This is a genomic window from Sphingobium sp. AntQ-1 (genome assembly GCF_028538045.1).
In the GTDB taxonomy this organism is placed as follows: Bacteria; Pseudomonadota; Alphaproteobacteria; order Sphingomonadales; family Sphingomonadaceae; genus Sphingobium; species Sphingobium cupriresistens.
Map to the genome: position 1 here is coordinate 3,320,832 of NZ_CP117158.1, position 23,732 is coordinate 3,344,563.

The following is a 23,732-nucleotide window of genomic DNA, read 5'->3' on the forward strand; positions in this document are numbered from 1 at the left end:
TAAATCGCATTTGGGCGCAGGCGCGTGCGGGCGGCTGCATAGGGCGACGCTGGTTTGCACTACGGCTCTTGCGCTATCTATGACATCGGCGGCCTTCGCGCAGGATGCTGCGCCCGCCGCGCAGGCCCAGCGCCCGGAATCTTCGGACCAAGGCGATGCGAGCGGGCAATCGCCAAGCGCCGACATCGTCGTTACTGCGCGTTTCCGATCGGAGACCGTGCAGCAGACGCCAATTTCCATCACCGCGCTGAGCGGTGATGCTCTAACGCAGCGCGGGGTTCAGGGGGTTGAAGGCATCGCCAGGTCCGCGCCTAATGTCACCCTGGAAAAAAACACGGCCGGCTATGGCAAGTCGGTGATCGCCTATATTCGCGGCGTGGGGCAAAGTGATTTCCTGCCCGCATTTGAACCGGGCGTCGGCATCTATATTGATGATGTCTATCAGGGCACGCTCTTTGGTTCCTTGTTTGATTTTGCCGATGTGGCGCAAGTCGAAGTGTTGCGCGGTCCGCAAGGAACATTGTTCGGCAAGAATAACGAAGGTGGTGCGATCCGCGTCAGCACGCGCAAGGCGCGCGGCGACAATAGCGGTTATATCGAAGCCGGCCTGGGCAGCTACAACCGGATGACGATGAAGGGGGCGTTCGACTTCTCGATCGTTCCGGACAAGATGTTCCTGCGCATCGCGGGGGGCTTCAGCAAGGTCGATGGTTATATGGACACGATTGATTTCGCGTGCGCCAACCCGACCCTTGCGGGCGCCATTCCGCGCCAGGTTCCGCAAAATGCGGAAGGCAACTGCAAAACCGGGACTTTGGGTGGGCAGCAGACCTATGTCCTGCGCGGCAATTTACGTATCCTTCCCACCGATGATCTTGAAATCAACATCAACGGCGATTTGCTGGAAGATACCGGCGAGCCTGCGGCAGAAAAGCTGATCGACGTGAATACGGAGGGCACCTCTCCTCTCGCGCTTTATCAGAATGGATCACCCCTCGGCCCCAATCCGACCGGCTATGGCATACCGTTCGACAAGCGCTTCATCACGGCCGACAAATATAGCAGCTATGTCAATTTTACGGATACGCGCAACAATCTCGCTTTTCCACGAGTCAGCAATGTTCGGTCATGGGGCGTGTCCGGCAAAGTCGATTGGTCGATCAACCCGGATCTGAAACTAACCAGCATATCGGCCTATCGCGCTTACAAGGGCGAATATGTGGAAAATTGGGCCGGCGCCCCGATCCATATCAACACCAATTATTTCAAGCCGACGCATTGGCAGTTCAGCCAGGAATTGCGGCTGAGCGGCAAAGTGTCCGACATCGCCGAATGGACAGTCGGGGGATATTATTATGACGCCAAGACGGAATTGAACGACTATATTTACATCCCGCTCGTCAATTTTGCTTTTTATGGTGTCGATCCGGTCAAGGACCGCGACAAATCGGCCTTTGCCCATGTCGTCCTTCACCCGATCGAAAAGCTGGCGATCGAGGGTGGTCTTCGCTATTCCGACGTGACCAAGACATATACGTTCAATCGCTACGTCCCCAATTCAGGTAACCCGCCCGCAACGCTGCCGGGGTTTGAAAATAACCCCAGCGTGCGATCCGGCACCAAGCGTGTCGATTATCGACTGTCGGCGCAATATACGATCAGCCGCGATGTGATGGCGTTTGCCGTGTTTTCGACCGGCTTCAAGGGACCTGGCGTCAATCCGCGCCCATCGAGCGCCGCTGAACTTCTGCCCTTTGGCGAGGAAGACCTCAAATCCTATGAAATCGGGCTGAAGACCGAATTGTTCGACCGGCGGGTGCGCGCGAATATCGGCGCCTATCGCAGCGACTACAAAAATCTGCAGTTGACGGTTACGCGTATATTGCCCAGCGGCGTGCCAGGTTCCATCACCGCCAACGCCGGCAGTGCTCGTATTCAGGGGCTGGAGGGCGAATTCACGATCGAACCCGTCGATGGTCTCAACATCAATGCATCTGTCGGCTATCTCGACTTCAAATATCTCGACCTTGGGGATGCCGCCAATCAGGTCGGGGGTCCGTGCGCCACGTGCACGACGCCCTTCGTCCCCAAATGGTCCATAGGCGCGGGCGCGCAATATCAGTTCGATTTGGGCGGCCATGGCACGTTGACGCCCCGGATCGACTATTCCTACAAATCCAAGACCTATAATGACGTATCCAACTTCGAGCCTGGCGCTATTCCGGGATATGGATTGTGGAATGGCAGGATCAGCTACGTTTCCCAGGACAAGGGATGGGAAGTTGCGCTGCAGATATATAATGCTGCCGATAAACATTATTTCGTGAACAAGTTTCACGGATATAATGCCTTGGGCACTTTGCTCGGCCAGCCTGGACTGCCCAGAACATATCTTCTGTCGCTGAAACACAATTTCCAGTGATCATGCTTTGCCCCGGTGTCAGCATCGTAGCTGCGCCGGGGTGAACACTACGCACACATTCGACTTTACTCATGCGGAGAGGTGACAAGATGCACAGGCTTTTGATCGACGGCAAGCTCGTCGATGGCGCCCGGACGATGGAGGTTGTCAACCCGGCGACCGGCAAGGCCTTCGCATCCTGCGCCCGCGCGGATGCGCAACAACTTGATGACGCTGTAGCGGCGGCGAAGGCGGCCTTTCCCGCATGGGCGGCGCGGCCTTTCGCCGAACGCAGACAATTGCTGGAAAGCTATGCTGATGCGATCGACGCGCGGAAGGATGAATTTGCACGCCTGCTGACGCGCGAACAGGGCAAGCCTCTGCCGCAGGCTGCCTACGAGATGGAAGGGGCTATCGCTCTGTTGCGGACATTTGCGGCGATGGAACTGGGTCTGGAGGAGATCCGCGACGATGGCGCGACGAGATTGATCCGGCAATGGTCGCCACTGGGCGTCGTCGCGGCCATCACTCCCTGGAACTTTCCCATGCTGCTGCTGATGATGAAGCTGGCGCCTGCGCTTTCGGCAGGTAATACGATGGTCGCCAAGCCTGCGCCCACTACGCCGCTCACCACGTTGTTGCTGGGCGAAGTCGCCGCGACCATTTTGCCGCCTGGCGTCCTGAACATCATTGTCGATGATAATGATCTGGGTGGTCAACTGACGACGCACCCGGACGTTGCCAAAGTGTCGTTCACAGGATCGACGGCCACAGGCAAGAAGGTGATGCACAGCGTTGCAGACACGCTCAAACGCCTCACCTTGGAACTTGGCGGCAATGATGCCGCCATCGTGCTGGACGATGCCGACGTCGATGTCGTCGCCCCGGCGATCTTCCAGGCGGCCACGCTCAATGCAGGACAAATCTGTCTGGCCGCCAAGCGCGTCTATGCGCCAGCGTCGCTGTACGACGCATTATGTGATGCGCTGGCCAAACTTGCAGCGGACGCCGTCGTTGATGATGGTGACAAGCAAGGGACGCAGATCGGCCCCATCCAGAACCGCGCGCAGTTTGAAAAGCTCAAGGGATTTCTCGATGACGCCCATAGCAGCGGGTCGGTGATCGCAGGCGGCGCCCCGCTCGATCGCGACGGATATTTCATTGCGCCGACGATTGTGAAGGACATAGGCGACGATGCCCGGCTGGTGCGCGACGAACAGTTCGGGCCGATCCTGCCGATCCTGGCCTATGACACAATAGAGGATGCGATCGCCCGCGCCAACGACAGTGAATATGGCCTGGGCGGCACGATATGGACGTCCAATCCCGAACGCGCCATCGCCGTCGCCTTGCAGATCGACAGCGGAACCGTCTGGATCAACAAGCATCTGGACTTGCCCTTCGACGTCCCCTTTGGTGGCGCAAAACAGTCCGGTTTCGGGGCAGAGCTTGGCCGTGAAGGGCTGGAGGAGTTCACGCAATCCAAGATCGTGAATGTCGCGCTTTGAAGATGGAGCAGCTCCAATGGCAATGATAACCGGGGGCGAACTGGTCGTTCGCACGCTCCGCAAGGCCGGGGTCGAAACGATGTTTGGGCTGCATGGCGCACATATCGATACGGTCTTTCAGGCCTGTCTCGATCATGACCTGCCGATCGTCGACACGCGACATGAAGCGGCGGCCGGTCACGCGGCTGAGGGTTATGCCCGCGCCAGCGGACGCCTTGGCGTTGCGCTTGTGACCGCAGGCGGCGGATTTACCAATGTCGTCACGCCGATCGCCAACGCGCATCTCGATCGCACGCCCTTGCTCGTCATCACAGGATCAGGCGCCTTGCGGGACGATGAGACGAATACGCTACAGGCCGGCATCGATCAGGTCGCCATCGCGTCGCCCATCACGAAATGGGCGCATCGGGTCATGGCCACCGAGCATATTCCGCGCCTGATGATGCAGGCGATCCATATCGCCATGACGGGACCGCGTGGTCCGGTGCTGATCGACATTCCCTGGGACATTCTCATGAACCAGGTCGATGAAGATAGCGTGGCGATCCCGCCTCTCGTCCTGCCGGTACAGGGGGCAAGGCCCCATCCGGCGGATGTTGAACAGGCGCTGGATATTCTCGAAATGGCCGAGCGGCCGATCATCATAGTCGGCTCCGAAGTTTCCCGCACAGGGCGCAGCGCGGCGCTGGCGGCGCTGGCGCAGGCAACCGCTGTTCCCGTGTTCGCCGACTATGAAGGGTTCAATCAACTGGCGGATCTGCCCGATGCCCTGCGCGGCGGGCTGATCCAGAATCTCTATGGCTTCGCCAAGCAGGACAGCGCGCCCGACGCTGTGCTGATGCTCGGCACACGCTTCGGCCTCAACACGGTGCATGGGTCGGGCCAGCTAATCCCCCAATCGGCCAAAATCGTGCAGATTGACCCCGATGCGCGTGAACTCGGCCGGCTGCAAGCCATCGTACAGGGAATGGTCGCCGATGTGGGCGGTGCGATAGATGCATTGGCCGAGGCGGCTGCAAGCCGTGAAGCGCGCGATCGATCCTCTTGGACATCGCGCGTCCGGCAACTGACCGATAAACGCTATGACAGCATCGACCGGCAATCGAGCGAGGGTCATCTGTTTCACCCGTTCCGCGCTTCGCAAGTGATTGCGCGTCATGTTGATCGCAATGTAACGGTGGTAGCGGACGGGGCGTTGACCTATCTTTGGTTGTCGGAAGTCATGAGCCGGGTCACACCGGGCGGTTTCCTGTGCCATGGCTATCTGGGATCGATGGGGGTGGGCTTTGGCATGGCGCTGGGCGCGCAGGCCGCCGACCTCAAGGCTGGCAAACGCACCATACTCGTCACGGGTGATGGATCGGTTGGTTATAGCATCGGCGAATTCGATACGCTGGTTCGCAAGCAACTGCCGTTGATCGTCATCATCATGAACAATCAGAGTTGGGGGGCGACGCTCCATTTTCAGCAGCTTGCCGTCGGGCCCAACCGGGTTACGGGCACCCGGTTGGAAAACGGCGCCTATGAAAGCGTGGCGTCAGCTTTTGGAGCGGATGCTTACAGGGCCGATAGCGCGGAAAGCCTCGATGCGGCCTTGACGCAAGCATTGTCCAGCGCGCGCCCGGCCTGCATCAACGTGACTGTCGCGCTGGATCCCATCCCGCCCGAAGAATTGATCCTGATCGGCATGGATCCTTTTGCATGAGCGGCGCCATATTCCGCGCCACCGATCAAAGGAGGCCCGCTTGACCTTGCTGACGTTCGGACAGCCCGATGATGGCATTATCCAGATGGCCTATACCGTGCCGGACCTGGACGCCGCGATGCAATCTTTCACCGCGGATCTTCGCGTGGGTCCATGGTTCGTTTTTCGGCAGCTTTCAGGGCCAAATCCGCTCTATCGCGGTGTCCAGTCGCACGCGCGCAACGATATCGCCTTGGGTTTTGCAGGACATATGCAGATCGAGCTGATCCAGCCGCTCGATGACCAGCCATCGGTCTATAAGGAGACGATCGCGGTCAAGGGCCATGGCTTTCACCATTTCGGCGTTGCGACCCGAACATTCGACCGGGCCTGCGCGGCGCACAGCGCCAAGGGATATGATCTCGCCTTCACCGATGCCGTGGAGGGTGTAGGCCGCATCGCTTATTTCGACACCAGAGGCGTGTTACCCGGTATGCTCGAACTTATCGAGGCGTCGAGCGAACTCGAAGCGCTGTTCGGAATGATCCACGCAGCGTCGGTAGACTGGGACGGGTGCTGCCCGGTCCGCGAAATACCGTCTGGAGACAGGATATGACAGCTATGCTCGAAGGAAAAGTCGTTGCCGTGACCGGCGGCGCAAGCGGGATCGGTCGGGGAATTGCGCTGGCTGCTGCCCGGCATGGGGCAAAGGCCGTCATCATCGGCGATCTTCACGATCAGCCGCGCGAAGGCGGTGAGACAACCCACGCCTTGATTGCGTCATCGGGTGGCACAGCGTCGTTCCGCAAGGCCGATGTCACTTCGCGCGCCGACATGGACGCCCTCGTCGCCGAGGCCGAGGCATTTGGCGGCATTGACCTGATGGTCTGCAATGCCGGTATAGCCGTTCCGGACGACGGGCCGGAAATTGCGCCGGACGTGTTTCGCAAGCTCATTGCCATCAATCAGGAAGGCGCGCTGCTGAGCGCGCAGGCAGCCATTGCCGCGATGATCGCGCGCGGCAAAGGCGGTAGCGTGGTGATGATTTCCAGCATGGGCGGTTTGCGCGGGGCCGGCTTTACGACCGGGTACAGCGCGACCAAAGGCGCGGTGAATATGATGACGGCGGCTTTGGCCGATGCCCATGGTCCCCAGAATATCCGCGTGAACGCTGTTTGTCCCGGCCTCATCCACACGGCGCTGATTGAATCGTCTCCCGCTGTCGCCGCTGCGATCGAACCCATGTGCCAGCGGATGCCGTTGCGACGCCTGGGTCAGCCTTCGGAAGTCGGTGATGTGGTCGCCTGGTTAGGTTCACCATTCTCGTCCTTCGTCACCGGGGTCACTTTGCCGGTGGATGGTGGGCAGACGGCGATATTGTAGGGAAGGAACGACCATGGATGCGTTGGCAAACAAGGCGGCGATCGTCACCGGGGCCGGTTCGGGCATAGGCCGGGCCAGCGCCTGTGCAATGGCGCGATCGGGTGCGCATGTCATGGTGTCCGACATCGACGAACGGTCGGCAATGGAAACCGTGCAGATCATTCGGGACGCCGGTGGCATTGCGCAGGCCTGCTGTGGCGATGTGACGCAGGCGGAATTTGCCGAACGGCTGGTGGCGGCGACCATCGCAGCGTTCGGAACTCTGGACATCGCGCACAATAATGCGGGCGTTGAAGCCGCGATGGCTCCGGTTGGGGATGCGCTGGAAGCTGATTTCGACCGGGTCATCGCAGTAAACCTAAAAGGGGTTTGGCTGTGCATGCGTGCTCAAATTCGGCAGATGTCCGTTCGGGGCAAGGGGGCCATCGTCAACACAGCTTCCGTTGGGGGGCTTGTGGGTGTTCCGGGCAATGCCGCCTATAGCGCGGCCAAGCATGGCGTGGTTGGATTGTCTAAATCGGCGGCGGTGGAATATGCAACGGCGGGTATTCGGATAAACGCCCTTTGCCCTGGTCTGACCAGGTCGGGCATGACTGACCGCCTGTTTGCCGCCCGTCCAGAATTGAAGCAGCAAATCATGCCGCCGATGCAGCGTTTGGCAGATCCGGCCGAAATAGCGGCGACCGTCGTCTTCCTGCTGTCCGACGTGGCGTCGTACATGACTGGACAGGCGATCGCGGTCGATGGGGCCGCCACAGCGATCTAAACATAGTGATTACAGGAGCATGGCAATGCGAGCATATATTGACATGAAGCCAGGCAGCGAACCGCTTTATTGGGAAGATGGCGCACATTTTCAGGCATGGTATCCGGTATCCGAAGCAAAGGCGCTTCAGGCAGGCAAGATCATCGGCCGCCAGTTTCTCGGCTCCAAAATCATCCTTTACCGCGATGCGCAGGGACGCCCGGTGGCGCAGACGGCCTATTGCGCACATCTGGGCGCGGATCTGTCGGACGGCGATATGGTCGATGGACAGGTGCGTTGCCCCTATCATCATTGGCGCTATGGTCCTGATGGTCATTGCACTCACATCGCGTCCGGCCACCGCCCGCCGCGTTCGGCACGCCTGTTCAACTATCCTGTCGCGGAAAAATGGGGGCTTATCTGGGTTTTCAACGGGACAGAGCCGCTTTACGAAGTGCCCAGTTTCGACGGTGACGAGAGCGATTATCTGTTCACTGCGCGTGAGCGGCCCGATGTCATCCTGACCGATAGCTGGATACAGGGAACCAACGGGCTTGACTTTCAACACCTCACCGCCGTTCACAATATGCCTGAAACGGCAAAGCCGGGCGAAGTCACCTTTAACGAATTCACGATCGAATATCCGCTGACATTCATGTCGCCTGACGGGTTTAATCGCATGTATGCCGCCAATTGCCTGGTGTCACACTGGACATTGCCGCTGCCCACCAATTGCTATGTCATTTTCTGCACAAACGCACCGGAGCCGGGCCGTTCGGAATCCTTTTGGGTTGCCGCGGTAAAGCAAATGCCCGATGAAACCCGCGCGCAGGCAGAGGAACGGCTCGCCGCACTCGACCAGTTTCTCTTCGGATTTTTCGGGGAGGACGAATATGTCCTCAACGGGCTGCGACTGCGGCTGCCGGGCAAGGCGAAGTTGATAAAAGACGATTTCTATCTAGGAAAATTCTTTACCTGGCTGGATCGCTTTCCAAGAGCGGCTCCGCTGGACTGACGAGCGCAAGGCCCGGTGCGCCGTCCCCACCAGCGTCCTGGACCGCGTTCTACCCATGACAACCTTACTGGAAAGCCAACGGATTTGGCCGACATCATGCACCACTCCATTGCCTGATGTCGGCAGTTGCGGCATGGTCGTTCGGATGATTGGAGAGAAAGTCGATATGGCTTGGATCGCGAAGGCCATGATGCGGGGCATGGCATAATGGCGGCGACTGCCGATCGAGTCTTGGGCGTGCTCGACCTTTTCAGCGGCGATCAGGCGGAATGGACGGTGGAAGAGGCGGCAGATGCTTTGCAACTCCCGGTCAGTACCGCCTATCGTTATTTTCGCAGCCTGTCGAAGTCCGAACTCATCGTCGCCTATGCTGCTGGCCGATACGTCCTTGGGCCGGCCATTATCCAGCTGGATCGCCAGTTGCGACTGAACGATCCCTTCATTACGGCTGCTCAGCCGGAAATGGCGCGGCTGGCCGCCGTTATCGGTGGCAACGCAGTCGTCATGCTCGCTCGGCTCTACCATGATAAGGTCATCTGCGTTCACCAGGAAGAAGTCGGGACATTGGGTGGCGTCAGTTATCAAAGGGGCCGCCCCATGCCTCTGGATCGCGGCGCCGCATCGAAAGTGATCCTGGCCAACATCAATGCGAAAATGATGCGGGGGCTTCCCGGTTTGACGCAGGGGCAGGCCAGCTCGGATCAGCGACCTGTGGACCCGGATCTTCGCGCCAGATTGCGTCAAATCCGCCAGCAGGGCTTCGCCGTCACGGAAGGCGAGATTGACGAAGGGAAAAGAGGTATCGCCGTGCCGGTATTTCGCGCCGATCAGTCGCTTGAAGGCAGCCTGTCCCTTGTCATGGAACAGTCGCGGCCTGATCAGGCGGCAACAATCGAAGCGCTGATAAATGCGCGTAAAGCGATCGAGGCTACTATCGCGATCCGGGCGACGATCATTCCGGCAGACACATGCGAATATGAGTAGGGTTCCTGAATAATCGGGTCTGCAACCTATTGTAATCAATCAAAATCATGTATCGCTGTGGGGCGCGCATATCCCCACTCCGCATATTTCCTGGCGACGACTTCCGTCAGAACGGCAATTTCTGGTGAGTGGTCGCCAAAGCGATGGCTCATGATAATGGGCGATGTGACGGGCTCGACCAATTCTCGATAGGCGACATCGTGGCTGCGCGCGCGGCGGACGGACTCCGGCACGATTGCCATTCCTTCCTCGGCGGCGACGAGACCGATCGCAATCTGCAACTCGCGCGCTTCATGCGCGATCCGGGGTTCGACGGCATGGTCGCGGAACAGCGAGATCACCTGGTCTGCATAACTGGGCCTTGGTTGGCGCGGATAGATGATTTGCGGTTCGCGGGCCAGTTCGCGAATGGATACCGGGCCGCTCTGCCTGGCAAGCGGATGGTCGATCGGAAAGGCGGCGATCAATTGCTCATTGCGCAAGACGATCCGTCGGACGGCAGGATCGTCAAAGCGAATTCGCCCGAACCCTACGTCGATCCGCCCTTCCTTCAATGCTGTAATCTGTTCCAGCGTCGTGCTTTCCACCATGACCAGCTCGACATTTTCGGCTGCCTTGCGATATTCGCGGATCAGTTCGGGCAGGCGGGCATAGATGGTCGATGCCACGAAGCCGATAACAAGTTGTCGGCGCTTGCTCGTCGCAGCAGCCTTCATCATCATTTCCATGTCGTCCATCCGGGACAGCATCTGCAATGCCTGGACATAAAGCAGTTTGCCCGCGGCGGTCAGCCGCAAGGGCCGGGTTGATCGGTCCAGTAGGGTGGATCCCAAATGGCTTTCCAGTTGCTGAATGGCGCGGGAAAGGGGTGGCTGCGCGATATGGAGCCGGGCCGCAGCACGGTTGAAATTTCCTTCATCCGCGATGGCGACAAAATAACGAAGAAGGCGCAAATCCAGCATCGATCATACCTCCAGGGTATGAACATAGTACCGCATTGATCTTTGAACTTGCAAGGCGAAAGCGGTAGGCAAAGTGTCGGAAACCCAGACAAGCGGGTCTGAATATGCGGGAGAGTGACCGTCATGGCGATGCTGGATCATGCCGATACCTTCATTGTTGATGTACCGACGATCCGACCACATGTGCTGGCGATGGCGACCATGCACGCACAGACGATGGTGATTGTGCGCCTGGTGGACGCCGATGGGGTCGACGGCGTAGGCGAAGGCACAACGATCGGCGGTCTGAGCTATGGCGAAGAAAGCCCGGAAAGTATCAAGTCCGCGATAGACACCTATATCCTGCCTATCTTGAGACGCTGCGACATCGCCTGCGTCGCCGCAACGATGGCCAAGGTCGAAAAATCGGTGAGGGGTAACCATTTCGCCAAATGCGCGGTCGAAACGGCACTGCTCGACATGGCCGGCAAACGGCTGGGCGTTCCCGTGTCAGAGTTGATCGGTGGTGGCCGGGTGCGCGACAGCCTGCCCGTCGCCTGGACACTGGCCAGCGGCGACACCGCGCGCGACATTGCCGAGGGCGAGGAGATGCTCGATCGCCGGCGCCATCGCATCTTCAAGCTGAAGATCGGAAAGCGCGAAGTGCGCGACGACGTCGCCCATGTTGGCGCCATCTGCAAGGCGCTGGGCGACCGCGCCAGCGTGCGCGTCGATGTCAACCAGAACTGGACGGAGGCGCAGGCCAGGATCGGCATGGCCATGCTGCATGATGTCGGCTGCGATCTGGTCGAACAGCCTATCGCTGGCGACGCGATCGCCGCCATGGCGCGCCTGTCCAAAGGGCAGCCGATACCGCTGATGGCGGACGAGGCATTGAATGGCCCGCGCAGTGCGATGCGGATCGCTTCTGCCCATGCCGCCAGCGTCTTCGCGCTCAAGATCGCCCAGTCGGGAGGCCTGTTCGCTACGGCCGACGTAGCCGCGATCGGTACGGCGGCGGGTATCGGTCTTTATGGCGGTACGATGCTGGAGGGCGGGGTCGGCACGGTCGCGTCGGCGCATGTCTTTGCGACGCTGCCCGACCTGGCATGGGGCACCGAATTATTCGGCCCGCTGCTCCAGACCGAGGACATATTGCGCGAACCGCTTGGCTATGCCGATTTCTCGCTCGCGGTTCCGACCGGGGCGGGTCTGGGCATCGCATTTGACGAGGACAAGCTCGCCTTCTTCCGGCGCGACCGCACGTCGCCCATTCTGCACGCCGTTACCGCAGGAGCCTGAAACCCATGCTGTTCATGGTCGAAATGGACGTCAATATCCCGCTGGATTTCGATGCGGCGGAAGCCGCCCGGATCAAGGCGGCGGAAAAGGCCTATTTTCAGACGCTGCAGGCCGCCGGCACCTGGCGCCATATCTGGCGCAAGGTCGGCCTCTATTCCAACGTCTCGATCTTCGATGTCGAGAGCAATGCCGCCCTGCACGACACGCTGATGGCGCTGCCGCTCTACCCCTTCATGACGATGAAGATCACGCCGCTCTGCCGCCATCCTTCCTCGATCCATGAGGATGATCGCTGATCGTCCGACACAGACCGCATAGCTTAGGAGAGAAGAATATGGGTATCAGCTTCGTAAAAACACCGGAAATCCAGAACCTGCTCGACCGTGTCGCGGGCCTGGAGTCGGACAGCGGCGACGCCCGCATGAAAGGCATCATGCGCGATCTGATCGAATCCTGCATGACTATCATCGCCCGCTATGATGTCAGCGAGGACGAGGTGTGGAACGCTGTCAGCTTCCTGCAGGGCGCGGCCGGCGCTGGCGAACTGGGCCTGTTGATGCCTGGCGTTGGCCTGGAGCATTTCATCGATCTCTACATGGACGCCAAGGATGCCGAAGCGGGCAAGTCGGGTGGCACGCCGCGCACGATCGAAGGGCCACTCTATGTCGAGGGTGCGCCGATCGTCGAGAGCGGCGCTTATCTGACCGATGATGCCGACGATACTGATACGCTCTACATGACCGGCCGCATCATCGGCCCGGATGGCGAGGCGGTGACCGACGGGCTGGTTCATGTCTGGCATGCGGACTCGCACGGCTTCTATTCGCATTTCGACCCGACCCACATGCAGACGCCGTTCAACAACCGGCGCCGGTTGAAGATCGCGGCTGACGGCACCTATGCCTTCTCGTCGAAGATGCCGAGCGGCTATTCGGTGCCGCCGGGCGGCGCATCCGACACGCTGATGAAGGCGCTCGGCCGGCACGGCAATCGCCCCGCCCATGTGCATTTCTTCATCGAGGCACCGGGCTATCGCCGCCTGACCACGCAGATCAATTTCGGCGATGATCCATTCGCCGCCGACGATTTCGCCTTCGGCACCCGCGAAGGGCTGCTGCCGGTGCCCAACCGTCAGGGCGACAGCGCGCATATCGCCTTCGATTTCCATCTGCAGCGTGCGGACGATGACGGCGATGAGGCCTTCTCGACCCGCAAGCGCCTGGTGGTGGATAGTGTCGAACCTGTCGCAGAACCGGCCTGAGAGGAGAGAGGATGATGACCAGCCCCATGGCGTTCCTGCGCGACCGTGTTGAAACCGCGGTCGTGGACGATCCGGAAACCGGCATTTTCCGCTGCCGCCGCGACGTTTTCACCGACCCCGAACTGTTCGATCTTGAGATGAAATATATCTTCGAGAGCAATTGGGTCTATCTGGCCCATGAAAGCCAGGTCGAGAAGAAGAACGACTATTTCACCACCTGGATCGGTCACACCCCGGTGATCCTGACGCGGGCCAAGGATGGCGGCCTCAATTGCGTGGTCAACGCCTGCGCGCATCGCGGGGCAAAGCTGTGCCGCCGGAAGCGGGGCAACCAGCCCCTGTTCGTGTGCCCCTTCCACGGCTGGAGCTTCAAGACCAACGGTAAGCTGCTCAAGGCCAAGGACGCCAGCACCGGGGCTTATCCTGACAGTTTCGACCATGAGGGGTCGCACGACCTGACCATGGTGCGGGTGGAAAGCTATCGCGGCTTCATCTTCGGGTCGCTCAATCATGATGTCCTGCCGCTGGAGGATCATCTGGGCGAGGCGAAGGTCATCATCGACCAGATGGTCGATCAGGCGCCCGAAGGGCTGGAGGTGCTGACCGGCAATTCGACCTACACCTTCCATGGCAACTGGAAGATGCAGATGGAAAATGGCTGCGACGGCTATCATGTCAGCTCGGTCCATGAAAATTACCAGTCGACCATGGGCCGCCGCGCCGAAGGCGGTACCAAGGCGGTCGACGCGAATGGCTGGTCGAAGGCGCCGGCGAGTGGTGTCTATGGCTTCGAACATGGACATATCCTGCTATGGACGCAGGTGCTGAACCCTGAAGTACGCCCGGTCTGGGATCTCAAGGACGATCTCGTCGATCGCCTGGGCGCGGACAAGGCGAAATTCATTCTGGAACAGACGCGCAATCTGGCGCTCTATCCCAATGTGTTCCTGATGGACCAGTTTTCCACGCAGATCCGCGTGGTGCGGCCGATCGACGTACATACCACCGAAGTCACCATCTATTGCTACGCGCCCAAGGGTGAAAGCGCGCAGGTGCGGGCGCATCGCATCCGCCAATATGAGGATTTCTTCAACGTCACCGGCATGGGCACGCCCGACGATCTGGAGGAATTTCGCAGCTGTCAGTCGGCCTATGAGGGCGCGGGCGAATTGTGGAACGACCTGAGCCGCGGCGCGACCCGCTGGATCGCGGGGCCGGACGCCAATGCGACCGCGATGGGCATGAACCCGCTGCTGTCGAGCGAACGCAGCGAAGATGAAGGCCTGTTCGTGCGCCAGCATGAATTCTGGGCGCAGATCATGCTCGACGGCATGGCCAAGGATGAAGGTGCGGCACCGATGATGGAGGCAGCGGAATGACACTGGTTCTCGACAAGGAGCGCGCTGCGCTGTCCTATCAGGACATCTGCGCCTTCCTGTATCGCGAGGCACGATTGCTCGACGATCGCGAGCTTGATGAATGGCTGGACTGCTATTCGGAGCAGTGCGAATATTGGATGCCTGCCTGGACCGACGACGATACGCTGACCACCGACCCGCACAGCGAAATATCGCTGATCTATTATGGCAATCGCAAGGGACTGGAAGACCGCGTATATCGGTTGAAGACCGAGCGGTCGTCGGCCAGCACGCCCGAAGCGCGCACTTCGCATTTCATCGCCAATATCGAGGTCATGGAAACGCCCGCGGATGCGATCGACCTGCGCTACAACTGGCATACGTTGAGCCACCGCTACCAGCAGACGCAGCAGTTTTTCGGGACGACGTTCGTAACGCTCGATACCGCTGCCGGAACGCTGAAAATCCTGAAGAAAAAGATCGTCTTGAAGGATGATTATATTCACCAGGTGATCGACGTCTATCATGTCTGAGGGCCGATCGATGATTTTCCACGGACGTTTCGCGAACAAGGTGATGGTCGTGACCGGCGCGGCGCAGGGCATCGGCGCGGGCGTGGCGACCCGCGCGGCGGCGGAAGGCGCCCATGTCGTGCTGGCCGACCGGGCCGAATTCGTGACCGAGGTCGCCCAGGCCATCGTCGTTGGGGGTGGCAAGGCGGTTGCGGTTCAATGCGACCTTGAAACCTATGCGGGTGCGGCGCAGGCCATGGTGGGTGCGATCGACGCTTTCGGGCGCATCGACATACTGATCAACAATGTCGGCGGGGCGATCCGTATGCGGCCCTATGCCGCTTTCGCGCCGGAACAAATTGACGCGGAAATTCGCCGGTCGCTGATGCCTACGCTCTATTGCTGTCATGCGGCATTACCTACCATGCTGGATCAGGGCGCCGGCACCATCGTCAACCTCTCCTCCAACGCCACGCGCGGCATTCGCCGGGTGCCCTATTCGGCGGCGAAGGGCGGCATTAATGGCCTGACCCAGGCGCTGGCGATGGAATATGCGCAAAGCGGGATCCGCGTCGTCGCCACGGCGCCGGGCGGGACGCAGGCGCCGCCGCGTCGCGTGCCGCGCAATGCGCAGGGCGACACCGCGCAGGAGCAGGCGTGGATGGCCGAGGCGGTGGATCAGGTGACGGCGTCGGCGTTCATGAAGCGCTACGGCACGCTGGACGAGCAGATCGCACCCATCCTGTTCCTCGCATCGGCCGAGGCCAGCTACATCACCGGATCGGTTCTGCCCGTCGCCGGAGGCGACATAGGGTAAAAATCCGCGGGTGGGGATATCGGTTGAAGGACCAGTAACATGCAGAAAATATATGACAGCCCCATGGCGGCCCTGGACGGCCTGCTGTTCGACGGCATGACGATCATGTCGGGGGGCTTTGGCCTGTCGGGCAATCCCGAAAGCCTGATCCCGGAAATCCGCGCCAGCGGCGTGAAGGGCCTGACCGTCATTTCCAACAATGCGGGCGCGGACGGATTTGGTCTGTGGATGCTGCTGGAAAGCCGCCAGGTTAAAAAGATGATCTCCTCCTATGTGGGGGAGAATAAGCTGTTCGAAAGCCAGTATCTGTCGGGCGAACTGGACCTGGAATTGAACCCGCAGGGCACGCTGGCCGAGCGTATCCGGGCGGGCGGCGCAGGCATCCCGGCCTTCTACACCAAGACCGGCGTGGGCACGGTCGTCGCAGAGGGGAAGCCGGTCGAGACTTTCGAGGGCGAGGATTATGTGCGCGAAACCTGGCTGCGCGCGGATCTTTCGATTATCAAGGCATGGCGGGCCGACCCGGCGGGGAACCTGATGTTCCGCAAGACCGCGCGCAATTTCAACCCGAACATGGCGACCGCTGGCAAGGTGACGGTGGTCGAGGTCGAGGAAATCGTGCCCGCTGGCAGCTTCGATCCAGACGCCGTCCACACGCCCGGCATCTATGTGGACCGTATCGTGCTGAGCACGATCAACGAGAAGCGGATCGAGAAGCTTACCCTGCGCGAAAGGGAGGCTGCATAATGGGCTGGACCCGCGACCAGATGGCGGCGCGCGCGGCGCAGGAACTGCGCGACGGCTATTATGTCAACCTGGGCATCGGAATCCCTACGCTCGTGGCCAACCATGTGCCCAATGGCGTCAACGTCACGCTGCAGAGCGAGAATGGCATGTTGGGGATCGGGCCGTTTCCCTATGCGGATGAGGCCGATCCCGACCTGATCAATGCGGGCAAGCAGACCATTACCGCGCTGCCGACATCCAGCTTCTTCTCCTCCGCCGACAGTTTCGCGATGATCCGCGGCGGCCATATCGACATGGCGGTGCTGGGCGCGATGGAAGTGGCCGCCAATGGTGACCTGGCCAACTGGACCATACCGGGCAAGATGGTGAAGGGCATGGGCGGTGCGATGGATCTTGTCGCGGGGGTCAAGCGCGTGGTCGTGGTGATGGACCATGTGTCGAAAAATGGCAGCCCCAAGATCCTGCCGGCCTGCTCGTTGCCGCTGACCGGCAAGGCGGTGGTCGACCTGATCATCACCGACCTTGCCGTGATCGCGGTCGATCGTGCGCGGGGCGGGCTGACGCTTGTCGAACTCGCGCCTGGCGTCAGCGAAGCCGAAGTGATCGCAAAGACCGGCGCCCCGCTCGTGGCGCTTGAAGCCGCCTAAGACAGGATTTTTGACGTGCCAAAGCTGATCGTCGTCGACCGTTCGGGAGACGAAAAGACTATCGATGCGGGCGAGGGCATTTCCGTAATGGAAGCCATCCGCGACAATGGTGTCGATGAATTGCTTGCTCTGTGCGGGGGCTGTTGTTCCTGCGCGACCTGCCATGTTTTCGTGGAGGAGGACTGGCGCGGCCCGGTCGGCGCGGCGATCGGGGACGAGGATGACCTGCTCGATTCCTCCGACCATCGTGCGGCAGGGTCGCGCCTGTCCTGCCAGATCATGATGACCGCCAACCTCGACGGCCTGCGCGTCGCCATCGCGCCGGAGGATTGACTATGGCATTCACCCAGCGTCCCGGCGCCAGTCTCTACTGGAAGCGCGACGGGCGGGATGATGCCCCCGCGCTGGTCCTGCTCAATTCCATCGGCACCGGCATGGATTTGTGGGACGCGCTGCTGCCCCGCCTGCGCGCACATTTCGCCGTGTTGCGCCTCGACACGCGCGGTCATGGCGCCTCGACCGCCGATCCGGGCGACTATGCGATGGCGATGCTGGCCGACGATGTGCTGGCGGTCGCGGACGCCGCCGGGATCGAGCGATTCTCGATCGCTGGCGTCTCGCTGGGCGGGATGATCGGCATGGAAGCGGCGTTGCGTGCACCCGCGCGGGTCGAAAGGCTGCTACCCATCTGCACCTCCGCGACGATGGACGCAGCGTCGTGGAACGACCGCATCGCCAAGGTGCGGACTGAGGGTATGGCGGCCATTGCCGACCTCGCCATGGGACGTTTCCTGTCCGACGCCGCCGAACCCGCCATCTATGACGCCGTTCGCCGCCAGCTTTTGACCATGAACGCGCAGGGCTATGCCGGTTGCGGCGCGGCGATCCGCGACATGGACCTGGCCGACCGGATCGGCGGTATCACCTGCCCGACATTGATCGTCACGGGCGCCCGCGACACATCGACGCCCTTTACGGGGCATGGCGAGCATCTGCTCGCACGCATCCCCGGCGCGACGCATGTCGCGCTGGAAGCCGCACATCTGGCCCCGCTCGAAGCGCCTGACGCGCTGGCGGGCGCCATCCTCTCTTTCCTGGAAAGCTGACATATATGGCCCACGCCTTCATCTGCGACGCCATCCGCACGCCGATCGGCAAGCTCAATGGATCGCTCGCCACCGTGCGGGCCGACGATCTGGCCGCGCTGCCGCTTAAGGCGTTGATGGAGCGCAATGCCGGGGCCGACTGGTCGGCGCTCGACGACGTCATTCTGGGCTGCGCCAATCAGGCGGGCGAGGATAATCGCAACGTCGCGCGCATGGCGGTCTTGCTGGCGGGAATGCCCGATGGCGCGCCGGCCGTTACCGTCAACCGCCTGTGCAGTTCCGGCCTCAATGCCCTGGGCATGGCGGCGCAGGCGATCCGCAGCGGCGACGCCGACTTCATGATTGCCGGCGGGGTGGAGAGCATGACGCGCGCACCCTATGTTCTGGGCAAGGCCGGCAGCGCCTTTGGCCGCGACCAGAAGATCGAGGATACGACGCTGGGCTGGCGCTTCGTCAATCCCGCGATGAAGGCCGCCTATGGTGTCGACACCATGCCGCAGACGGGCGAAAATGTCGCCGAACAATGGCAGGTGAGCCGCGAGGAGCAGGATCGTTTCGCGCTGGCCAGCCAGGAAAAGGCGGCGCGCGCGCAGGCGAGCGGCCGCTTCAGCGCTGAAATCGTCTCGGTTTCCATTCCCCAGCGCAAGGGTGATCCGCTCCTGTTCGACGCGGACGAGCATTTGCGCGCGACCAGCCTGGAGGCGCTGGCGAAGCTCAAGCCGGTGGTGAAGCCGGACGGTACGGTGACGGCGGGCAATGCGTCGGGCCTGAACGACGGCGCTGCGGCGATGCTGGTCGCATCGGAAGCGGCAGCGGCTGCGCACGGACTGACGCCGCGCGCCCGCGTCATCGGCATGGCGGCGGCCGGTATCGCGCCCCGGATCATGGGCGCTGGCCCGATCGAGGCGGCGCGCAAGCTGCTGACGCGCACCGGCCTTGCCATCGACCAGATCGACGTGATCGAACTCAACGAAGCCTTCGCCAGCCAGGCGATCGCCACGCTGCGCGACCTGGGCGTCGATCCATTCGACCCGCGCGTCAATCCCAATGGCGGCGCCATCGCGCTCGGTCATCCGCTGGGCATGTCGGGCGCGCGCATCGCTCTGTCGGCGGTGGAGGAATTGCAGCGGACCGGCGGGCGCTATGCCCTGGCCTTCATGTGCATCGGCGTGGGGCAGGGCCTCGCGCTGTTGGTTGAAAATATGAGGTGAACGACATGGTCGATTTTGAACGTCTCACTTTCTTGCCTGGCCTCCTGTGCGATGGCCGGATATTTTCGCCGCAACAGGCCCGTTTCGACGGCGCGCTGGTGATCGATGGATTTGGCGCGCGGCGCTCGATCGAGGAAATGGCCAGGCACGTCATCGACGTTGCGCCACCGCGCATGGCGCTACTTGGTCATTCGATGGGGGCGCGGGTCGCGCTGGAAGTCTATCGCGCCGTGCCTGAACGGGTGGAACGGCTCGCGTTGGTCAGCACGGGTATTCACGGGGTGCAGCCGGGCGAAGCAGCCAAGCGTCATGCCTTGCTTGAGCTGGGGCGAAGTGCGGGAATGGCAGCGTTGGTGGATCGCTGGCTCCCACCGATGGTAGCGTCGGGGCGCGTCACCGATCAGGCATTTATGACGCCACTTCGTACGATGGCGATCGACCAGGGCGTGCCGGTTTTCGATGCCCAGATCCAGGCGCTGCTCGCACGCCCGGAGGTCGAATCTCTCCTGCCAACGATACACTGCCCGGTGCTCGTTGCGGTCGGCAGGGACGATGTGTGGAGCCCGCCCACCCAACATCGCGATATTGCAGGCAAGATATCGGGATCGACTCTCCGCATTGTCGCGGGCGCAGGCCATATGCTTCCCGTGGAGGCTGGGGACGCGCTGAACCTGGCTATCGAGGAATGGCTCGCATTGCCTATGTGAATCCTGCCGCTAACGCGATCGTGAACGATTGGAAAACTGATGGTGCATATTTTGGAAAATGGGCGGGGCTATGGCGCTGACGATCTGCGCGATATTCCGGGAACGCAACATTTTCTGGCAACTCGCGAGGATTTGGCATTTTGAATGTCGAGCCTGCCGTTATGCTTGGTCCGCAATTTCACATGCGCCAGTCTTTGATCCCTCATCGTGGGGGGCTACAAAGGATATTCTATTTGGGATATGCAGTTAGATAATTACCTTCTCACCCGATCCAATAAGGCACGATCTGGCGGTTGTCCGGGTCCACATGGATCGGTCGGTCCGCAGGCGGGAAGGCGCGCTGGTCGCAGCTTTGGCGGGGGCAGAGGCGGCAGGTGATGCCGATGGGGGTGGCGGCGCCTTCCTCCTGTAAATGCAGGCCGTCGGCATAGACGAAGTTGGCGGCGTGGGCGACTTCGCAGCCCAGCACCACGGCGTAGCGGCGCGGGGTGCGCTTGTAGCTACCCGAAGGCTTCACCAGCCCCTTCGCCATCGATACGTAGCGCACGCCGTCCGGGGTCTCGCCCAGTTGCACGTTGATGCGATCCGGCACGGCCACGGCTTCATGCACGTTCCATAGGGGGCAGGCGCCGCCGAAGCGGGCGAATTGCAGGCGGGTGGCGCTGTGCCGTTTGGTGATGTTGCCAGCCATGTCGACGCGGCAGAAGAAGAAGGGGATGCCGCGCAGGCCGGGTCGTTGCAGGGTGGACAGGCGATGGCAGGCCTGTTCGAAGCTGACGCCGAAGGTGCGGGCGAGCCGATCTATATCGTGGCGCATCGTCCGCGCCGCTTCCCGAAAGGGGGCGTAGGGCATGAGCAGCGCGCCCGCAGCGTAATTGCCCAGGCCGATCGCCAGCAGGCGGTCGGCGCCGGGAACAGGCAGCGCGGCCTTGTTGACGACATCGGCGATCACCGCCTGCCCCTCCAGCATCAGCAACTGGTGGGAGAGCATGAATTTGCGGCTTTCGGTCGGCAGCGCGGCGTTGACGAATAGGCGCTTGTCTGCGCGGGTGTAGCTGCGCAACGAGGAGCCGGGAGTGTCGGCGATCAGCGTTTCGATGCCGTGGCGGCGGGCCAGCGCCTCCACCAACATGCCTTCGTCCAGGGATTGCCCGGCGGTGAAGCTTTCGGCCATGTCTTCGGCCAGGCAGTCGATGCTGTGGACATAGTTTCCGGCTTCGTGAAACCAGTCGCGCGCGGCTTCCCAGGGGAGGCGGGCCTGCACCTCGTGATCGTTGGCGATCGCCTCCTCGATCATGTTGATGCGTTCGTTGGCGCGCATATGGGCATTGTAGAGATCGACGTAGCGGGCGGCGAATTCGGGGAATTGCAGGTGCAGCTTCTCGATCCGCTCCGGCTCCATCTGGTTGCCGGGCAGTTCGGGATGGGCGAGCGCATATGTGAATGCGCCCAAGAGCTGCTCATCCTCGCGGCTGTCGAAACTGGCCCAGTCGGTGGGGAAGGCGCTGGCGAGCGCGGCTTTGACCTTGGCGGTCAGGGGGCGATCGTCATTTTCCATCTGCGAAAGATAGGATACGGATATGCCCAGCGCCTGCGCCATCATCGCCTGGTCCATCCGATGGTCTAGGCGCAGTTGGCGCAGGCGCGGGCCTGCGAAGATACGGTTGCCGCGTGCCATAAACCGCACCGTAATTTGCGAAGTCGTGATTTGCAATTTAGCAAATTTGCATTTGCGAAAAAAGGGAAAGCCCGCTTAGGGGTGGTTCAAGGCGGTTATTGCCGCAAATCTGGAGAGATGCCCGCATGTCGAAGCTCGCCATTATCGAACAGTTGGAAGCCAAGCGCGAAGGCGCGCGCATGGGCGGCGGCCAGCGCCGCATCGACGCGCAGCATGGGAAAGGCAAGCTGACCGCGCGCGAACGGCTGGACGTGCTGCTGGACGAGGACAGCTTCGAAGAGCTGGACATGTATGTCGAGCATAATTGCGTCGATTTCGGCATGAACGAACAGCATATTCCGGGCGATGGCGTCGTCACTGGATCGGGCACGATCAACGGCCGGCTGGTGTTTGTGTTCAGCCAGGACTTCACCGTCTATGGCGGCGCGGTGTCCGAACGGCACGCGATGAAAATCTGCAAGATCATGGACATGGCGCTAAAGGTCGGCGCGCCGGTGATTGGCCTGAACGACAGCGGCGGCGCGCGGATTCAGGAAGGCGTCGCTTCGCTCGCCGGTTATGCCGAGATTTTTCAGCGCAATGTGCTGGCCAGCGGCGTGGTGCCGCAGATCAGCGTCATTATGGGGCCATGCGCGGGCGGGGCGGTCTATTCGCCCGCGATGACCGACTTCATCTTCATGGTGAAGGACAGCAGCTTCATGTTCGTGACCGGACCCGATGTGGTCAAGACGGTGACGAACGAAGTCGTGACGCAGGAGGAGTTGGGCGGCGCGGTGACGCATACGACCAAGTCCGGCGTGGCGGACGTGGCGTTCGAGAATGATATCGAGGCGCTGCTGGCGGTGCGCGATTTCGTGGACTTCCTGCCCGCGTCCAATCGCGAGCCAGTGCCGGAGCGGCCGAGCGCGGACGCATGGGACCGGATCGAGCCGAGCCTGGATACGCTGATCCCGGCCAACGCCAACCAGCCCTATGACATGCACGAGTTGATCCGCAAGGTGGTGGACGAGGGTGATTTCTTCGAAGTGCAACCCGCGCATGCCGGGAATATCCTGTGCGGGTTCGGCCGGGTCGAGGGCAAGACGGTGGGCATCATCGCCAACCAGCCGATGGTGCTGGCGGGCGTGCTGGACATTAATTCATCGAAGAAGGCGGCGCGTTTCGTGCGCTTCTGCGATGCGTTCGAAATTCCGATCGTGACCTTTGTCGATGTGCCAGGCTTCCTGCCGGGCACCGCGCAGGAACATAGCGGCATCATCAAGCATGGCGCGAAACTGCTGTTCGCCTATGCCGAGGCGACGGTGCCCAAGATCACGCTGATTACCCGCAAGGCCTATGGCGGGGCCTATGACGTCATGTCGTCCAAGCATCTGCGCGGCGATTTGAACTATGCCTGGCCGACAGCCGAGATCGCGGTGATGGGCGCGAAGGGGGCAGTGGAAATCATCTTTCGGGGCAAAACCGCGGACGAGATCGCCGAGCGGACGGCGGAATATGAAGGGCGTTTCGCCAACCCGTTCGTGGCGGCGAGCAAGGGCTTCATCGATGAGGTGATCCAGCCGCATTCGACGCGGAAGAGGATTGCGCTGGGCCTGCGGAAGCTCAAGAACAAGAGCCTGGAGAATCCGTGGAAGAAGCATGACAATATTCCGCTTTAACTAAGATCCGTTATTCCCGCGAAGGCGGGGATTCATATCCGGGCCTCGCGTCTTGGGATGGGGCGGG

General features: G+C 61.2%; 23 protein-coding genes. 21 read left to right on the forward strand and 2 right to left on the reverse strand.

The features are described from left to right. Positions 1–79: 79 nt before the first annotated feature. From sphantq_RS16690 to sphantq_RS16725, 8 genes are all read left to right on the forward strand, one after another. Positions 80–2,422, forward strand: coding sequence for a TonB-dependent receptor (locus sphantq_RS16690; protein WP_272799035.1), 2,343 nt, complete (start codon positions 80–82; stop codon positions 2,420–2,422). Between the two features lie 89 nt (positions 2,423–2,511). Continuing rightward, on the forward strand, positions 2,512–3,909 hold the full coding sequence (locus sphantq_RS16695) for an aldehyde dehydrogenase family protein (protein ID WP_244884349.1): 1,398 nt from the start codon (positions 2,512–2,514) through the stop codon (positions 3,907–3,909). 16 nt (positions 3,910–3,925) lie between these two features. Next, positions 3,926–5,614, forward strand: coding sequence for a thiamine pyrophosphate-binding protein (locus tag sphantq_RS16700; protein ID WP_201785487.1), 1,689 nt, complete (start codon positions 3,926–3,928; stop codon positions 5,612–5,614). 40 nt (positions 5,615–5,654) lie between these two features. Then, complete coding sequence (locus sphantq_RS16705; RefSeq protein WP_272799036.1) at positions 5,655–6,209, forward strand: VOC family protein; 555 nt, start codon at positions 5,655–5,657, stop codon at positions 6,207–6,209. Positions 6,210–6,214: 5 nt separating this feature from the next. Beyond that, a complete protein-coding gene (locus sphantq_RS16710) occupies positions 6,215–6,976 on the forward strand; it encodes an SDR family oxidoreductase (protein WP_272800253.1) in 762 nt (253 codons plus the stop codon). A gap of 13 nt (positions 6,977–6,989) precedes the next feature. Continuing rightward, the gene (locus tag sphantq_RS16715; protein ID WP_272799037.1) at positions 6,990–7,742 is read left to right on the forward strand and encodes a glucose 1-dehydrogenase; all 753 of its coding nucleotides are present in this window, start codon (positions 6,990–6,992) and stop codon (positions 7,740–7,742) included. A 25-nt stretch (positions 7,743–7,767) separates the two neighbouring features. Further along, entirely contained in the window at positions 7,768–8,736 is a 969-nt protein-coding gene (locus sphantq_RS16720; protein WP_272799038.1) for a Rieske (2Fe-2S) protein, read from the forward strand. Between the two features lie 207 nt (positions 8,737–8,943). After that, positions 8,944–9,720: an IclR family transcriptional regulator gene (locus sphantq_RS16725; protein ID WP_272799039.1), complete on the forward strand. Its 777-nt coding sequence runs from the start codon at positions 8,944–8,946 to the stop codon at positions 9,718–9,720. 35 nt (positions 9,721–9,755) lie between these two features. On the opposite strand, the gene sphantq_RS16730 is transcribed toward sphantq_RS16725, so the two are convergent. Next, a complete protein-coding gene (locus tag sphantq_RS16730) occupies positions 9,756–10,679 on the reverse strand; it encodes a LysR family transcriptional regulator (RefSeq protein ID WP_272800254.1) in 924 nt (307 codons plus the stop codon). Between the two features lie 126 nt (positions 10,680–10,805). Between sphantq_RS16730 and sphantq_RS16735 the strand changes: the two genes are divergently transcribed. The 12 genes from sphantq_RS16735 to sphantq_RS16790 are packed head-to-tail and all read left to right on the forward strand — an operon-like array spanning position 10,806 to position 20,329. Continuing rightward, positions 10,806–11,963 carry a muconate/chloromuconate family cycloisomerase gene (locus sphantq_RS16735; protein WP_272799040.1) on the forward strand — a complete coding sequence of 386 codons (1,158 nt, stop codon included), beginning with the start codon at positions 10,806–10,808 and terminating at the stop codon, positions 11,961–11,963. A 5-nt stretch (positions 11,964–11,968) separates the two neighbouring features. After that, positions 11,969–12,259: a muconolactone Delta-isomerase gene (gene catC / locus sphantq_RS16740; protein WP_037511893.1), complete on the forward strand. Its 291-nt coding sequence runs from the start codon at positions 11,969–11,971 to the stop codon at positions 12,257–12,259. Between the two features lie 38 nt (positions 12,260–12,297). Then, positions 12,298–13,224: a dioxygenase family protein gene (locus sphantq_RS16745; protein ID WP_129926988.1), complete on the forward strand. Its 927-nt coding sequence runs from the start codon at positions 12,298–12,300 to the stop codon at positions 13,222–13,224. Positions 13,225–13,250: 26 nt separating this feature from the next. Continuing rightward, positions 13,251–14,603 (forward strand): Rieske 2Fe-2S domain-containing protein, encoded by a 1,353-nt coding sequence (locus tag sphantq_RS16750; RefSeq protein WP_272800255.1) that lies wholly within the window; start codon positions 13,251–13,253, stop codon positions 14,601–14,603. Continuing rightward, positions 14,600–15,115, forward strand: coding sequence for a benzoate 1,2-dioxygenase small subunit (benB, locus tag sphantq_RS16755; protein ID WP_272799041.1), 516 nt, complete (start codon positions 14,600–14,602; stop codon positions 15,113–15,115). Before sphantq_RS16750 ends, benB begins: the two co-directional genes overlap by 4 nt. Positions 15,116–15,125: 10 nt before the next feature. Next, entirely contained in the window at positions 15,126–15,911 is a 786-nt protein-coding gene (gene benD / locus sphantq_RS16760; RefSeq protein WP_066602524.1) for a benzoate diol dehydrogenase BenD, read from the forward strand. A gap of 39 nt (positions 15,912–15,950) precedes the next feature. After that, positions 15,951–16,658: a CoA transferase subunit A gene (locus sphantq_RS16765; RefSeq protein ID WP_129926986.1), complete on the forward strand. Its 708-nt coding sequence runs from the start codon at positions 15,951–15,953 to the stop codon at positions 16,656–16,658. Further along, positions 16,658–17,305 (forward strand): 3-oxoacid CoA-transferase subunit B, encoded by a 648-nt coding sequence (locus sphantq_RS16770; RefSeq protein WP_272799042.1) that lies wholly within the window; start codon positions 16,658–16,660, stop codon positions 17,303–17,305. Before sphantq_RS16765 ends, sphantq_RS16770 begins: the two co-directional genes overlap by 1 nt. Positions 17,306–17,320: 15 nt before the next feature. Further along, a complete protein-coding gene (locus sphantq_RS16775; RefSeq protein ID WP_066602518.1) occupies positions 17,321–17,638 on the forward strand; it encodes a 2Fe-2S iron-sulfur cluster-binding protein in 318 nt (105 codons plus the stop codon). Positions 17,639–17,640: 2 nt separating this feature from the next. Next, entirely contained in the window at positions 17,641–18,411 is a 771-nt protein-coding gene (pcaD, locus tag sphantq_RS16780) for a 3-oxoadipate enol-lactonase (protein ID WP_129926984.1), read from the forward strand. A gap of 5 nt (positions 18,412–18,416) precedes the next feature. Continuing rightward, the gene (gene pcaF / locus sphantq_RS16785) at positions 18,417–19,622 is read left to right on the forward strand and encodes a 3-oxoadipyl-CoA thiolase (protein ID WP_272799043.1); all 1,206 of its coding nucleotides are present in this window, start codon (positions 18,417–18,419) and stop codon (positions 19,620–19,622) included. Between the two features lie 5 nt (positions 19,623–19,627). Next, positions 19,628–20,329, forward strand: a complete 702-nt coding sequence (locus sphantq_RS16790) for an alpha/beta fold hydrolase (RefSeq protein WP_272799044.1) — start codon at positions 19,628–19,630, stop codon at positions 20,327–20,329. A gap of 262 nt (positions 20,330–20,591) precedes the next feature. Here the strand turns inward: sphantq_RS16790 and sphantq_RS16795 are convergent, their stop codons facing one another. Continuing rightward, the gene (locus sphantq_RS16795; RefSeq protein ID WP_272799045.1) at positions 20,592–22,007 is read right to left on the reverse strand and encodes a helix-turn-helix domain-containing protein; all 1,416 of its coding nucleotides are present in this window, start codon (positions 22,005–22,007) and stop codon (positions 20,592–20,594) included. A 125-nt stretch (positions 22,008–22,132) separates the two neighbouring features. Between sphantq_RS16795 and sphantq_RS16800 the strand changes: the two genes are divergently transcribed. Beyond that, positions 22,133–23,665, forward strand: coding sequence for an acyl-CoA carboxylase subunit beta (locus tag sphantq_RS16800; protein ID WP_272799046.1), 1,533 nt, complete (start codon positions 22,133–22,135; stop codon positions 23,663–23,665). Positions 23,666–23,732: the final 67 nt, after the last annotated feature.

Excerpts from the sequence above, each read along its gene's own strand:
- sphantq_RS16695 (WP_244884349.1), top strand. The coding sequence starts at position 2,512 with ATGCACAGGCTTTTGATCGACGGCAAGCTCGTCGATGGCGCCCGGACG.
- sphantq_RS16735 (WP_272799040.1), top strand. The coding sequence starts at position 10,806 with ATGGCGATGCTGGATCATGCCGATACCTTCATTGTTGATGTACCGACG.
- sphantq_RS16715 (WP_272799037.1), top strand. The coding sequence starts at position 6,990 with ATGGATGCGTTGGCAAACAAGGCGGCGATCGTCACCGGGGCCGGTTCG.
- pcaD (WP_129926984.1), top strand. The coding sequence starts at position 17,641 with ATGGCATTCACCCAGCGTCCCGGCGCCAGTCTCTACTGGAAGCGCGAC.
- sphantq_RS16750 (WP_272800255.1), top strand. The coding sequence starts at position 13,251 with ATGGCGTTCCTGCGCGACCGTGTTGAAACCGCGGTCGTGGACGATCCG.
- pcaF (WP_272799043.1), top strand. The coding sequence starts at position 18,417 with ATGGCCCACGCCTTCATCTGCGACGCCATCCGCACGCCGATCGGCAAG.
- sphantq_RS16770 (WP_272799042.1), top strand. The coding sequence starts at position 16,658 with ATGGGCTGGACCCGCGACCAGATGGCGGCGCGCGCGGCGCAGGAACTG.
- sphantq_RS16745 (WP_129926988.1), top strand. The coding sequence starts at position 12,298 with ATGGGTATCAGCTTCGTAAAAACACCGGAAATCCAGAACCTGCTCGAC.
- sphantq_RS16790 (WP_272799044.1), top strand. The coding sequence starts at position 19,628 with ATGGTCGATTTTGAACGTCTCACTTTCTTGCCTGGCCTCCTGTGCGAT.
- sphantq_RS16725 (WP_272799039.1), top strand. The coding sequence starts at position 8,944 with ATGGCGGCGACTGCCGATCGAGTCTTGGGCGTGCTCGACCTTTTCAGC.
- sphantq_RS16690 (WP_272799035.1), top strand. The coding sequence starts at position 80 with ATGACATCGGCGGCCTTCGCGCAGGATGCTGCGCCCGCCGCGCAGGCC.
- catC (WP_037511893.1), top strand. The coding sequence starts at position 11,969 with ATGCTGTTCATGGTCGAAATGGACGTCAATATCCCGCTGGATTTCGAT.
- benD (WP_066602524.1), top strand. The coding sequence starts at position 15,126 with ATGATTTTCCACGGACGTTTCGCGAACAAGGTGATGGTCGTGACCGGC.
- sphantq_RS16710 (WP_272800253.1), top strand. The coding sequence starts at position 6,215 with ATGCTCGAAGGAAAAGTCGTTGCCGTGACCGGCGGCGCAAGCGGGATC.
- benB (WP_272799041.1), top strand. The coding sequence starts at position 14,600 with ATGACACTGGTTCTCGACAAGGAGCGCGCTGCGCTGTCCTATCAGGAC.
- sphantq_RS16795 (WP_272799045.1), bottom strand. The coding sequence starts at position 22,007 with ATGGCACGCGGCAACCGTATCTTCGCAGGCCCGCGCCTGCGCCAACTG.
- sphantq_RS16700 (WP_201785487.1), top strand. The coding sequence starts at position 3,926 with ATGGCAATGATAACCGGGGGCGAACTGGTCGTTCGCACGCTCCGCAAG.
- sphantq_RS16800 (WP_272799046.1), top strand. The coding sequence starts at position 22,133 with ATGTCGAAGCTCGCCATTATCGAACAGTTGGAAGCCAAGCGCGAAGGC.
- sphantq_RS16720 (WP_272799038.1), top strand. The coding sequence starts at position 7,768 with ATGCGAGCATATATTGACATGAAGCCAGGCAGCGAACCGCTTTATTGG.
- sphantq_RS16765 (WP_129926986.1), top strand. The coding sequence starts at position 15,951 with ATGCAGAAAATATATGACAGCCCCATGGCGGCCCTGGACGGCCTGCTG.